This window comes from Algicola sagamiensis DSM 14643, assembly GCF_000374485.1.
In the GTDB taxonomy this organism is placed as follows: Bacteria; Pseudomonadota; Gammaproteobacteria; order Enterobacterales; family Alteromonadaceae; genus Algicola; species Algicola sagamiensis.
Window position 1 is genome coordinate 293,050 of record NZ_KB894493.1, and the last position, 13,507, is coordinate 306,556.

A 13,507-nucleotide genomic window follows, 5' to 3' on the forward strand; every position below is an offset into this window, starting at 1 on the left:
TGCCACCTCAGTTAGACGTTAACAAAAGTCGCCAGGATCTTGCCATCTTCGATGTCACCTAAACTGATTTCCTGTCCCGTATCTTCAACAAATGTAAAACACATATCCATGACTTTTCCTTGAATATTTGCAGGCGTTAAAACAACATCATCTGTGCCTAAGCTGACTTCTACACCTGTTGCAAAGCGAGTGATCCCTTTCGTCACATCAGATGCTTCAGGTAAAAGCCCCTGTTTTACCTTTTTAGTCAAGTTATCCATTAATTGATCTGACGAAACCGCCAAACCTGCATCGACTCTTGTTAACTCTCCCGCTGTTGCAAAGCGAGTGATCCCTTTCATCACATCAGATGCTTCAGGTAAAAGTTCCTGCCTAACTTTTTTGGTCAAGTTATCCATTAACTTATCTGACGATACCGCCAAGCCCGCATCGACTCTTATTAACTCTCCCGCTGTTGCAAAGCGAGTAACCCCTTTCATCACATCAGATGCTTCAGGTAAAAGCCCCTGCTTTACTTTTTTAGTTAAGTTATCCATTAACTTATCAGACGATACTGCCAAACCTGCATCGACTCTTGTTAGCTCATCCGCTGTTGCAAATCGCGTGATCCCTTGAGCAATATCTGAAGCAACAGGTAAAAGCCCTTCTTTCACTTTTCCAGCATTGATCAAAGTATCTGGAGAAATCGATAAATTTGCAGTTCCTGACTCTAACTCACTTTGGGTCGCATATTCGGTCAATCCTAAGGTAGAACCTGTAGCGACTGGTAAAAGCCCTTCTTTGACTTTCCCACTATTGATCAGGGTATCTGGAGAAATCGATAAATTGGCTGTTGCTGCTTCTAGCTCATCTTGGGTTGCATATTCGGTCAATCCTAAGGTAGAGTCGGAAGCAACGGGTAATAGCCCTTCTTTGACTTTCCCACTATTGATCAGAGTATCTGGAGAAATCGATAAATTGGCTGTTGCTGAAATCAGCTCCCCATTATCTGCAAATCGAACGATGCCTTTGGCATCCTGACTTGCATCGGGTAAGCGCTCAATTTTTACGATGCCAGTAGTTTTGTCTAGTTCACCATCTTTTTGTTGATATAAAGCAGAGTTTGAGATCGCTCTTGGTGAATGAAAGTCTTCTTCAATAACACTATTTTCTGAGAAAAAAACAGCACCTTTCGAATCCGTTTTTGCATCAGGTAATCGGTCTATTTTCAATTTCCCTGTCGTTTTCCCATTACTTTCCTGGTATAGCGCTGAGTTGGTGACTGTTTTTAGGGCATCAATATCTTCATCTTTCACATCGTTTTCAGCCAGCTTTACAGTCCCCTTCTCACTTGTTGAAGCTTCAGGTAACTGCGCCACTTTAATTGTCCCTTTATCCAACAAGTCCGCATCCGTTAAACCGTCAATGAGGTTTCCAAAATCTGTTTGCGTTGGTTTTTTCCCACTGGAAAAGGCAAGTTCAAGTTCTTTAATTCTGTCATTCGTTTCCATCAATTATCTCGCTTTCGTTTTTTCAAATCTTCCAAACCAACTCGCTGTAATTGTCGAGCTGATTATCGGCGGTCATGAGTTTCATTGGCTCTGTCATCGCTTGGGCGACAAGTATTCGATCGAATGGGTCTTTATGAATCGGGGGAAGTGTTAAAAGTGCTTCCGAGTGTTCACCTTTCACCGGCAGCTCAATCATGCCACTTTCTTCGGATGCCTGACGGAGGTGTTGAAGATCAGCATTCAACTTCCCGATCCCGATTTTTATCGCGATCTCCCACCAGGAAGCAACGCTGACATAGATATCATTATGTGGCGATTGTAATATGGGCTGAATCGCTTGGATCCGATCGGCACCAGCCAATGTCCACAAAACCACATGCGTATCTAAAAGTATTCGCATTCGCCTCCCTCAAATGCCGAGATCAAATCTTCGGCAAGTGGTGCATCAAAATCATCCGAAATGTCCAGATGCCCTTTTAACAATCCAACTTTTAATTGATGGGCGCTCGGGTCTTCCCCGATAGAATGATATTTTGCGTGTGGGCAAAGGTAGAACGTATCATATTGCTCTTGCCTCAACGCTAAGTAAGCCACTCTTCGATTTGCCTGTTGCATAATGATTACTTCCAAACTTCGACCCTAAAATTCTTTCAGGCTCCGCCCCATCAGCCCCAATGCGATGATGTCTGTTTATCTATCTACGAAATAGACGGATAGACCCAATTTTTGTGAATGAAAATCGTAAGAAAAAAAGCCTATTTGTTTTCTTCAGTCGTTGGGTTGACTGCGCGTTCAATTTCACGGACAACAGGGACCAATTTGAGTGGGCTCACTGAGACAGGCACAGAAAGCGTGAGCATGAGGACAGGTTTTGGCGTTGACTCCATGGCCTGCCAGACTTGCCCCCCGATTTTTTCGCTATTTGTGGAACCGAAGAGAGTCATCCGGATCCCGTAAGGTTGTACATTTAAATCAAATTCATCCAATAAATCATCTGGGATAAAATCCAAGCTGCCTAATCCACTGATTAAGTAACCAAGAATAATATGTTCAATATCCGCACTACTCCCCGGGTCTTTATTCCAAACCGTGATCATGTAGTGCACTTCAACAAATCGAGGCTCCTTTTTCCAAACGCGCATTGTTTTATTCAAATGAAGTGTGGAACGATGTGGCTCTGATTGACGCCGCTGCATATCCTCTGACAAACCGATTAAATAACAGTTAATTGCAGGATCACTTGTGAGTCCATCGACAAATTTGCTATCTGGCGCCACAAACTTTAACTGAACTTTTGAAACATCCTGCTCACACTCTAAAGAAAGCACACGCTCCTGGATCATTTTTTTAAGACAATCTTTCAGGTGAAAAAGAATACAAGGGTCCATAGTTTTACTCACTATTAAGAATTCAATGTTGCTGCTTTTAAGACGCGATCCAACTGGACAGTTTCTGCGAAGCCATAAAGCCTGCACTTTGCTTATCCAACTCTCGGCGGATGGCGCGTGCTAGATGTTGCTTTGAGATCACAGGCTCTTGTGCAACGAGTGCGAACAAAATGGCACGCTCAGTAATATTGCGGATTTGCGAAGGACTAAATTCAAATAACTCAGCAAGATGATGGACGCTTACATCAGGTCCAAAACGAATTTTACCAATGCAGGCCATTTGCCAAAGCGCTTCACGCTCTTGTACCTTCGGCATCGGAAACTCGATAACTGCATGAAAACGACGAAGAAAAGCCTCGTCCAAATTATTCTTTATATTTGTGCTGAGCAGTAATAATCCGGTGTAAGTCTCCATTCGTTGCAGAAGAAAACTCACCCCCATGTTTGCATTTTTATCTTGGCTGGAAGACACTTCACTACGTTTCGCAAATATGGCATCTGCTTCATCAAAAAGAAGTACTGCATTTTGCCGCTCAGCTGTATCAAATAGGTGCGCTAAGTGTTTTTCTGTTTCACCAATCCATTTACTCGCTATATTTGCCAAATTGACCTTATAAAGCGGAAGCTGAAGTTGCGCCGCAATTGCTTCTGCGGCCATCGTTTTTCCGGTACCTGGCTTTCCCCAAAATAAGCCTTGCAAACCTGAGGCTGCATTCACGACTTCATTTTTGAGGATCGGGCTTAACATGACCCGATCGATCACTTCAATCAACTGTTCCTTTGTCTCACTCGCCAAGACCATTTGCGACAACTTTCCTTGAGGGCGAGCCAATGATGCAAGTGGCCCGATATTCTTCGAAAGCTGTTGTAAACACAATGCTTTCATTGACTCATAGGTAGGCAGTTTAATTGCTTCCTGATACACCCGAAGACATTGCGATAATTGCAAAGGATACAGATGCGCTAATTCGACGCAGGACTGTTTTGCCAGTGGGGCACCATGTGTTGCGCACAATTCCCAAAATGATGCTAGCTGCTTTGTTGATAACGCATCCAGTGTGACAAGATCTGTTTTTATCGGTCCTTGAAAGTCAGGTTGTGATTGTTCAAGCTCCCGCGTGATCACAGTCACTTGCCTGAAATGTAAAAAATCGAACAATACTTCTTTACAACGTGGGTGATGCCTACAGTCATCAATGAGGCTTGGCCAATCTAACACGATTGGCTCTGTTTGTTCGCTCAGTAAAGCCTGTCGGAAAATATCTCTGAGTAAATCAGGATCTTCAATGTTTCTCTCAATATGAAACCAATGACCGTTCTGTGTCTTCTCATCAACAAATAGTTGGACCCAAGCTTTTTGATCGACTTTGTTTGCACCGCTCAGCATGATGAGGGGTTGTTTAGGCAACTGAAACAAGGCAAGAAACATCGACATCTTCAATGGCACTGAATGGACGCATTGCTTGCTAAGTGGATCCATCATTACACTTGTATCGAAGGATGCAACAGATGTTTCGCAAGCTCGATCTGAGAGCAAGAAGTGAAAAACATCGGGTGCAAGAAATACAGGCTCTAACAATGGCATTGTTGATTTCGATTGAAGTAATAAACGCCACTTCAAAAGCGAAGAGTCACGCTGTAATTGATCTAGTTTTGTTGACTTCTCAAAATGCTGACTCCATATCAATTGAAAACAGCGTTCTAAAGAAAGCATGCCACTTCGCTCAATCCAGCTCAGTTGAAAATAAGGCCCGATACACTCTGGCTCTAATGTTTCAATATATACGAAAGCCAACAACCGCATTTCTTCTTTAGATAGCTCAAAGAGAGACCGAATTAGGCGAAATTGAGGGCGTTGTAATAATTGATCGAGCTTTGTAAGAAGTGCTTCCATAGCCGATTCCAATACACTTCGATCAGTTTCCTCCTGCAAATAACAACCCAGTTGAAATACAGCATGAGCCAGCTGTTGCTCAATTTCAGTCTGCTTTGTGACTTGAAGTGTCATATCAGCACCTTAGAGAATATTTGTACGCATAATTTCCGACAGCTCTAATGCTCTTTTCCCGACTTGCACAGCCCATCGAGAATCCAACATTTCATCTGCTGCAGTGTCATAATCTTCAACCTCTAAAGCAGCGAACATTTGCTTGAAATCTAACAATCCCTGCACACCAAGGTTAAAAGCCATATTTAGTAGGACAATCTGCCGCGCTTCTGTCAGTGTGGGAATCCATGACACTTCCTGACACAACTTATTTGCAATCCAGATAATGTCGTTATCCAATAAATACAATGCTTCGTGTTGACTGATCCCACAGTCTGATAGGTTTCGTCCGACGCCAATTGTCCACTTTTCGGCAGGGCAAAGATAAAGGTCTGTTTTGAGTCCTTCATGATGAACGAGCTGTTTTTTGAGTTTTTCTTTGAGTGATTTGGTTAATATGCTCATGCAGCCTCCTCGATTTTCAATACTGAATCTGTTGGGATCTGGAATAAAATGGATTGATTTAGCTTTTCAATGGCAATCGCAACTTTCTGGGTCCCTTGGTCTTCGGTTAACACTCCCTCAAGGCCCGACATTGGTCCTTTGAAGATACGAACACGATCGCCTTTCACTAAACGGGTTGTATTCGATTGAACTGCGGATTGATGGGCCAGGATCGTTTTCATTTTTTCAATTTCATCTGCTGGGATCGCCGTTGGATATTCACCAAAACGGATCAAATGAGAAAAGCCCGGGAGTCGTTTCACTTGATGTAATCCATGTAAATCGACTTGAATAAAGACATAAGATTTAAAAACAGGTACGGTGACTTTTTTCTTCCGATCACTCCAGATATGCACTTCTTCCGTGAGGGGTAAATACGACTCCAACCCAAGTTGAGTGACCGCTTCACTGAATTTTTTTTCTGCATTCGCATGGGTATACACAACAAACCATTGCTTTATGTTTTCAATCATTAGGCAGGCTCCGCCCCATCAGTCCCAGAGAGTGCTGATGGGGTTTAGTTTTGGCGTGATTGCCTCTATTTTTTGTAAGACGTCACTATCTAATTTTTGTGAACGTTTTATTTGATTAATAAGTGAAATTGTTCCTTCAACCGTTCTCTGGCAAGCTGAACACGTTTTCTTAAGTTCGCCTGATTCATATCAAGATGTTGGGACATCTCTTCATAATCCATGCCTTCCAGGCAACGAAACTGTAATGCCTGTCTCATATCCAGTGGTAAGTGACCGATTTGGTTCAGCAAGTCTTCCAGTAAATTTTCCCGTTCAATTTGATCTTCCATGGCTTCACTTTGATTCGCAGCAAAGTAAAATGTGTCCGGAAGTGCACTCACATGTTCAACAATAAAACGTTGTTGTTGGTAATCACGATAGATATCAATACAGATGTGATAAGTGAGTTTACAAAGCCAAGCAAAAGGGTTGTGTACTTCTTCTCTTTCTTCTACAAAATAGCGATAGGCTTTTTCACCAGCTTGAGCCATTGCTTCGTCAATGAGACTATGATTCCCTTTCAACCACTGAAAACAACAAGCACGTACTTTTTGATGATGATCAATCCAAATCTGCCAAAATTCCTTACGATAGTGCTGCTGATGTTCTGGTTGGTTTGCGTGGGTAAAAGTCATCTTTCCTCCATTAGCTGTGCATAGCGGCAGAGGAAAGACGGTCCCGTCACGAATATGTGAACAAAAATACCCTGAATAAAGGTAAGTTTTTATTTTCTAACAGGCATTTAGCACACTGTTTTCATTAACTTTTTGGGAAAGAAACAAGTTGGTGGGTCACTTCTCTTTACTGCATACTTCAAAGCCATTTGAACGACAGGAATGAACATGCACTGGATCCATGAACTCGAGTTTGTATACTGAACCGCAAAGATAAGTCGATAATTGTCTTTGTGATTCACCTGCATACACTTCACCTTGTGTTCAATACAACACATCCCGACTGGGCGATTGCTCCCAAAAAATCAGTAGATGCCTGCTCATGACAGTCTGATCTATTCCCGCCGCCCATTTCTCTCACAAGCATCATATCGAGGATCTGTGTCATTCCCAATCCAATGACGTGTAAAAAAGTCTTAAAAAACAAATGATAAAGGAGGAGTTAAATAGAAAAGATAGGAAATAGTCCCTTCATGGGGGTAATAAGAACGACTAGTTTTCATGGATAGATCAACAGACCCTAATCATTACCATAAAAGCGGTTATCAATAACCACCTCCCTGATATGAGATCAGGGAGGTGTGATAGGGTTTATCGAGAAGAGTAGCGAGAATAGATTTTACTGAGGTGGTCCATACTGCTTTCAACCATGACAGAAGCTGCCAGGCCTACTTTTTCTGCAACCCCTTTCTTTTTGGTGTAATGCAGGCTAAAGATTTCGCGTTCTTCGACTTGACTAAGAAGCCATTCATCCGACGTCATCAGCTCATCCACCAATCCCTTTTGATAAGCTTGTGTTGCCATCCAATGCTCGCCTGTTGCAACATCATCAATATCGAGTTCCCGGTTTTCAATAATATGTTGCTTGAATAACGTATGTACTTCTTCTAATTCTTCCTGAAACTTCTCACGGCCCTTCTCTGTATTTTTACCAAACATGGTGAGTGTCCGTTTAAACTCACCTGCTGTGACCTGTTCAAAATCAATGTCATGCTTCTTAAGTAACTTATGAAAATTGGGGATTTGTGCAAGGACGCCAATTGAACCGATAATAGCAAAAGGTGCAGCAATGATTTTATCAGCGACACAAGCCATCATATAGCCTCCACTCGCTGCAACCTTATCTACTGCAACCGTTAAAGGGATCTTCTTATCTCTGATCCGCTGAAGCTGAGAAGCTGCCAATCCATAACCATGAACAACGCCACCGCCACTTTCTAACCGAACAAGTACTTGGTCGTTCTCTGTCGCGACACTCAGAAGTGCCGTGACTTCTTCGCGCAAGTTATCGACTTCACTTGCTTGAATACCCGCTTTAAAGTCCAGTACAAATAATCGGTGTTTTTCTGACTCTTCCCGTTCTTTTTCTTGCTTTTTTTGTTCTTTCTTGATCTGCTTTTGTTGTGATTTAGGCGCAAGCTCCAATGTCAGTGATTGTGCAGTATCACGCATTTCGTCAGATAAATTGGTTAGCTCTAGCTCACCTTTTTTGGCTTTTGGTTTCATTGCTGCGCCAGCAGCAAGACCAATCACGGCCGCGATAGCAATTACGATTGTTACTGCTTTAGCGAGAAACAAACCATACTCGTAAAGAAATTCCACGGGGTATCCCCTTCTTATTAATCTAGATTGGCGGTATTTATACCAAAAAACGTGTTTCAGGTTAAGAAGATAACAAGAGATATTCTTCATTCAATGAGTTTAATGCGCTTCAACTGTAAATAGATACCTAATTTTTGCCCAGCCTTTTCTAGTTTCTATGAAAGCACACTTCAGAAAAGGCTGAATGGCGAATTTCCGAAAGGATAATAAACCCGAAGAAAAGTTAATCAAGGCTTTAATTTATCATAAATTTTTTCTCACCAGCGTTAAACCGTCTGCAATGGGCAGCATGGTCAGCGTCACATTTGGATCATCTAAGATCATTCGATTAAGCTGACGCACAGTCTGGATTTGCTCAGAAGTGAAGCCATTCTGCTCATCTTGATATTTCGGAATATCACGGGCAACTTCCCCAAATAGAAAGACATTATCAATCGCAATTAATCCGCCTGGCCGAGTAAGGCGCAATACACGCTCATAATAGGCAATATAACTTTGTTTATCTGCATCGATAAATGTAAAGTCAAAACTATCTTGATGTCCTGTTTCCAATAAGTTATCCAGCGTTTCCAATGCTGGCGCGATGCGTAAATCGATTTTATGGCTGACACCGGCTCTTTCCCAGTACCTTTTTGCCATTGCAGTCCATTCTTCACTCAGATCACATGCGATTGTTAAGCTATCCTCTGGCATTGCTAATGCAACACTCAAAGTACTGTAGCCAGTAAACGTTCCCAGCTCCAACGTCTTCTTAGCACCTATCAGTTGTACCAAAAAGCTGAGTAGTTGCCCTTGCTCAGGAGGAATTTGCATCACAGCGGCTGGATCTCTGGCTGTTTCCAGACGAAGTTCTTGTAAGATTTCAGGTTCTCGAAGGGATGCTTTGAGTAAATATTCATGAAGAAATTGTGGTATCAGCAGGTCTTTTTTATCCATTTTTTTCTCCTAAAAAAAACGCCGCGAAATGCGGCGTTGTTTGTTATGATTCTTGATTCTTCTCGCGTGACGGCTGGTCAGTGTCGGGCGACTGTTTTTCTGACTCATGTTCATCGTCATGTTCATCAGTCACTTCACTATCACCAACCACATGCTCTAGCTTTAACTTTTTCACTGAGCGGAATGTCGTGATTGGGCCAGAGATCGCATAAGCAACAAAGATGATAAATAAGCTTTCCGCTGGTTTCGACACGATGACGATCAACGTCAAAACAACAAGCAAGATTGTCAGGAAGCTTACTTTTTCACGCCAATTGACTTGTTTAAAGGAGTGATATTTAAAGTTGCTCACCATCAAGATACCAATCACGATCGACATCACACCAATGATGTAAGCGAAGTCATGCCCATTCAATCCATACTCAGCGCTGAGCCAGACTAAGCTCGCCGGAATTGCTGCTGCGGAAGGAATATTGAGACCTTGGAAAAAACGTTTATCTGCGGTTTCCGTCATGGTGTTAAAGCGCGCTAAACGTAATGCACCACATACAAGAAAGACAAAAGCGGCAACCCAACCAAATTTACCCGTTTCACTTAAGGCCCAATTATAGGTCACCAAAGCTGGCGCGATCCCGAAAGATACAATATCTGCCATACTGTCATATTCTGCCCCAAAGGCACTTTGTGTATTGGTCAAACGTGCAACACGTCCATCTAGGCCATCAAAAATCATTGCTACGAAAATAGCAATCGCTGCTTTTTCATAGTGACCATTCATGGAGGCAACGATGGCATAAAAACCAGAAAGTAATCCAGCTGTCGTGAGCAAGTTTGGAAGAATATAGATCCCCTTTCTCTTTGCTCGTGCTGTCAGTTTGTGCTCCGTCATACAACCCTTTCTTATCTATTCGATTCATTGTCTGCATGAAAGATAACATAATTTCCAATCCCCAGAAATCACTTCCATCATTCATACAGACCCATTGACTTAATTTTAAACTATTGCTTGATGCAAAACCCACTTTCATCCACATCAACGACAAAGGCCTGTCCTGGCACGATATCTCCGGACAACATATATTGTGCCAACGCGTTTTCTATTTGTTGCTGGATCACTCTTCTTAATGGCCTTGCACCGAAGACTGGATCAAATCCTGCTTCTGCCAGTCTATCCAATGCAATATCTGTCAACGTCATATCAAACCCTTTCTCGGCAAGACGCGCAAATAAGCTTTGTAATTGGATATTCGCAATCTGACGAATATTTTTCTGAGCAAGCGGATGAAAAATCACTGTATCATCGATTCGATTCACAAACTCTGGTCGAAAATGCTGTAGGACCGACTCCATCACGGTTCCTTTGATCTCATCAAAATGATTATTTTGAATCCCTTCGTGGATAAGTTCAGAGCCAATGTTTGAAGTCATAATGATCACGGTATTTCGAAAATCAACCGTTCTCCCCTGCCCGTCAGTCAACCGGCCGTCATCCAATACTTGCAGCAAAACATTGAAAACGTCTGGATGGGCTTTTTCCACTTCATCAAGCAAAATGACTGAGTAAGGTCGCCTTCTCACAGACTCTGTTAGATAGCCGCCCTCCTCGTAGCCAACATATCCAGGCGGTGCACCGATTAAACGAGCCACGGCATGTTTCTCCATATACTCGGACATATCAATCCGGACAAGTGCATCCTCCGTATCAAAAAGGAATGATGCCAACGCTTTCGTCAATTCTGTTTTACCAACGCCTGTAGGCCCTAAAAATAAGAATGAACCATTTGGCCGGTTTGGATCGGACAGCCCAGCCCGGGAGCGCCGGATTGCATTCGACACTGCCGCGACTGCTTCTTCCTGGCCCACAACGCGTTTATGCAATTCTTGTTCAAGACGAAGTAGCTTATCTTTTTCGCTTTCAAGCATTTTGCTCACGGGGATCCCAGTCCAGCGAGAGAGAATGTCAGCGATTTCATTGTTCGTCACTCGGTGTTTTAACAGGCTCATGTCTTGCATCTCTGCTTGAGATGCTAAATCGAGTCGTTTTTCCAACTCTGGGATTCGGCCATATTGTAATTCGCTCATCCGTTGCAAATCACCCGCTCGCCTTGCAATTTCAAGATCTAACCGGGCTTGCTCTAATTCACCCTTGATATGCTGAGTCCCGTGTAGCGCTGCTTTTTCTGCATTCCAGACTTCCTCCAGTTCATTGTACTTCAGATCAAGCTCTCGGATTTCATCTCGAATGAGTGAACGACGTTTTTGGCTTGATTCATCGGTTTCTTTATCCAGCGCGTTGTCTTCTAACTTTAACTGGATGATCCGACGCTCCAGCTTATCCATCACTTCCGGCTTGGAATCAATTTCCATCCGAATGCTGGATGCTGCTTCATCAATCAGATCAATCGCTTTATCGGGTAGCTGACGATCACTAATGTAACGATGAGATAAAGAAGCTGCGGCCACGATGGCTGGATCCGTAATTTCTACTGAATGATGCAGCTCATACCGCTCTTTTAGGCCACGAAGGATGGCAATTGTATCTTCAACAGACGGCTCATCAACAAGTACTTTTTGAAAGCGTCGTTCCAAAGCTGCATCTTTTTCAATATATTGACGATACTCATTTAAAGTCGTCGCACCAACACAGTGAAGCTCACCACGGGCTAAAGCAGGCTTGAGCATATTCCCTGCATCCATTGCACCTTCGGTTTTTCCGGCGCCAACCATCGTATGGATCTCGTCGATGAACAAAATCACTTGTCCTTCCTGCTTCGCTAGCTCTTTAAGGACTGACTTAAGGCGCTCTTCAAATTCACCGCGATATTTCGCACCTGCAACCAAGGCCCCCATATCCAGCGATAAAACACGTTTGTCCTTCAAGCCTTCCGGCACCTCCCCATTAATGATCCGTTGCGCGAGACCTTCAGCAATTGCAGTCTTTCCAACACCCGGTTCACCAATGAGGACTGGATTATTCTTCGTACGGCGTTGCAGGACCTGAATTGTACGTCTGATCTCATCATCTCTACCGATCACAGGGTCAAGTTTTCCTTGCTCTGCTCTTGCAGTGAGGTCAATCGTAAATTTCTCTAATGCTTGTCGGACATCTTCTGCATTTTGATCTTTGACTTGCTCCCCACCACGTATTTTTTCGAGTGATGCTTCCAATTTCTCTTTTCTACCACCCAATTCACGAAGGATCTCTCCAAGTCGGCTTTTATCTTCAATAGCACACAGGATGAAAATTTCGCTGGAAATATATTCATCTTTTCTTTTTTGTGCCGCTTTATCTGACAGGTTAAACAGCGTCACCATTTCTTTAGAAAGTTGAACATCTGCACCGATACCACTGACAGATGGCACTTTGTCCAAAGCTTCTGAAACCTTAGATCTCAGCTCATGAATTGGAATTTGGGCTTCTTGGAGCAATTGACGAGTTGAACCGCCTTCCTGATTCAGCAAAGCCTGCATGAGGTGGATTGGCTCGATATATTGGTGGTCACGTCCTAATGCCAACGATTGTGCATCAGAAATCGCCATTTGAAATTTTGTCGTTAATCGGTCAAGTCGCATAATCAAACCTCGAATAGTCATCTAACTATTTCATGGGTACGCACTTTTTACTTTTCAAACAAAAATTTCAAACAAAATGTCGTTAAGTTTGTGCTGGATCAATCCAGATCATCGTTGCCATACGACCTGTCTGATGAACACGACGGTAAGAAAAGAAAAGTTCCGATTGCGTATATGTGCAATACTCGCCGCCGTATACATCTTCTACCCCATGAGCATTCAAAACTTTGCGACATAAAGCATACAAATCGCAATAAAACTTATCTGCTTCTTGTTCATCAGGCATAAATGCATGAGCAAAGTCTTCTATATGTGCAAAGGCTGCTTTGACTTCAGACCCCACCTGAAATGCCCTTTGGCTAATTGCTGGCCCCATCCAGGCCATCAACTTTCCTTGTGAATTTGGTAATATTTCTTGAATCGTCTTTTCAACTATGCCATCTGCAAGTCCTCGCCATCCCGCATGAACCGCTGCAACAACTTGTCCACCTTCATCGGTTAACAAGACAGGTAAACAGTCGGCTGTCATCACAACACAAACCTGATTGGGGCTGTTTGTCCAGCTCGCATCCGCTTCCTGATTTTGTGATGCTGCCGCGTTATTTTCAACAAGCTGAGTGGAATGGATTTGATTCAGCCAAAGCGGCTTTGCTGGTAAATATTCGGATAAAATTTTGCGGTTTTCCTCCACATTAGTCGCGTTATCATTGACATGGTGTGCTAAATTTAAAGCATCAAACGGAGGCGCTGATTGCCCTCCAACGCGTGTTGTGGAACGAGCTTTGACCCGCAAATGAGCGGGCCAATTCGGTACAATCCAGCGCAATTCATGCGTCATACT

The 13,507-nt window shown here is 43.1% G+C and carries 13 protein-coding genes; all 13 read right to left on the reverse strand.

Annotation, left to right across the window (positions count from 1 at the left end; genetic code table 11):
* Positions 1 to 11 precede the first annotated feature (11 nt).
* On the reverse strand, positions 12 to 1,490 hold the full coding sequence (locus C505_RS0107130) for a hypothetical protein (protein ID WP_018691907.1): 1,479 nt from the start codon (positions 1,488 to 1,490) through the stop codon (positions 12 to 14).
* Positions 1,491 to 1,512: 22 nt separating this feature from the next.
* Positions 1,513 to 1,890, reverse strand: coding sequence for a type II toxin-antitoxin system VapC family toxin (locus tag C505_RS0107135; RefSeq protein WP_018691908.1), 378 nt, complete (start codon positions 1,888 to 1,890; stop codon positions 1,513 to 1,515).
* Entirely contained in the window at positions 1,875 to 2,105 is a 231-nt protein-coding gene (locus tag C505_RS21700) for a hypothetical protein (RefSeq protein WP_018691909.1), read from the reverse strand. Before C505_RS21700 ends, C505_RS0107135 begins: the two co-directional genes overlap by 16 nt.
* 140 nt (positions 2,106 to 2,245) lie before the next feature.
* Entirely contained in the window at positions 2,246 to 2,878 is a 633-nt protein-coding gene (locus tag C505_RS0107145) for a Pvc16 family protein (protein ID WP_018691910.1), read from the reverse strand.
* Between the two features lie 37 nt (positions 2,879 to 2,915).
* Positions 2,916 to 4,886, reverse strand: a complete 1,971-nt coding sequence (locus C505_RS23535; RefSeq protein WP_018691911.1) for an ATP-binding protein — start codon at positions 4,884 to 4,886, stop codon at positions 2,916 to 2,918.
* A gap of 9 nt (positions 4,887 to 4,895) precedes the next feature.
* The gene (locus C505_RS0107155) at positions 4,896 to 5,330 is read right to left on the reverse strand and encodes a glycoside hydrolase family protein (RefSeq protein WP_018691912.1); all 435 of its coding nucleotides are present in this window, start codon (positions 5,328 to 5,330) and stop codon (positions 4,896 to 4,898) included.
* Positions 5,327 to 5,842, reverse strand: coding sequence for a UpxY family transcription antiterminator (locus tag C505_RS21710; RefSeq protein ID WP_018691913.1), 516 nt, complete (start codon positions 5,840 to 5,842; stop codon positions 5,327 to 5,329). The genes C505_RS0107155 and C505_RS21710 overlap by 4 nt, the downstream gene beginning before the upstream one ends.
* A 107-nt stretch (positions 5,843 to 5,949) precedes the next feature.
* Positions 5,950 to 6,516: an RNA polymerase sigma factor gene (locus C505_RS0107165; RefSeq protein ID WP_018691914.1), complete on the reverse strand. Its 567-nt coding sequence runs from the start codon at positions 6,514 to 6,516 to the stop codon at positions 5,950 to 5,952.
* A 630-nt stretch (positions 6,517 to 7,146) separates the two neighbouring features.
* Positions 7,147 to 8,157, reverse strand: a complete 1,011-nt coding sequence (gene sohB, locus C505_RS0107170) for a protease SohB (RefSeq protein ID WP_018691915.1) — start codon at positions 8,155 to 8,157, stop codon at positions 7,147 to 7,149.
* Between the two features lie 243 nt (positions 8,158 to 8,400).
* On the reverse strand, positions 8,401 to 9,093 hold the full coding sequence (locus tag C505_RS0107175) for a class I SAM-dependent methyltransferase (RefSeq protein WP_018691916.1): 693 nt from the start codon (positions 9,091 to 9,093) through the stop codon (positions 8,401 to 8,403).
* Between the two features lie 43 nt (positions 9,094 to 9,136).
* A complete protein-coding gene (gene pssA / locus C505_RS0107180; RefSeq protein WP_018691917.1) occupies positions 9,137 to 9,982 on the reverse strand; it encodes a CDP-diacylglycerol--serine O-phosphatidyltransferase in 846 nt (281 codons plus the stop codon).
* A 110-nt stretch (positions 9,983 to 10,092) separates the two neighbouring features.
* Complete coding sequence (gene clpB / locus C505_RS0107185) at positions 10,093 to 12,666, reverse strand: ATP-dependent chaperone ClpB (protein ID WP_026317806.1); 2,574 nt, start codon at positions 12,664 to 12,666, stop codon at positions 10,093 to 10,095.
* Positions 12,667 to 12,748: 82 nt separating this feature from the next.
* The gene (pgeF, locus tag C505_RS0107190) at positions 12,749 to 13,504 is read right to left on the reverse strand and encodes a peptidoglycan editing factor PgeF (protein ID WP_018691919.1); all 756 of its coding nucleotides are present in this window, start codon (positions 13,502 to 13,504) and stop codon (positions 12,749 to 12,751) included.
* Positions 13,505 to 13,507 lie beyond the last annotated feature (3 nt).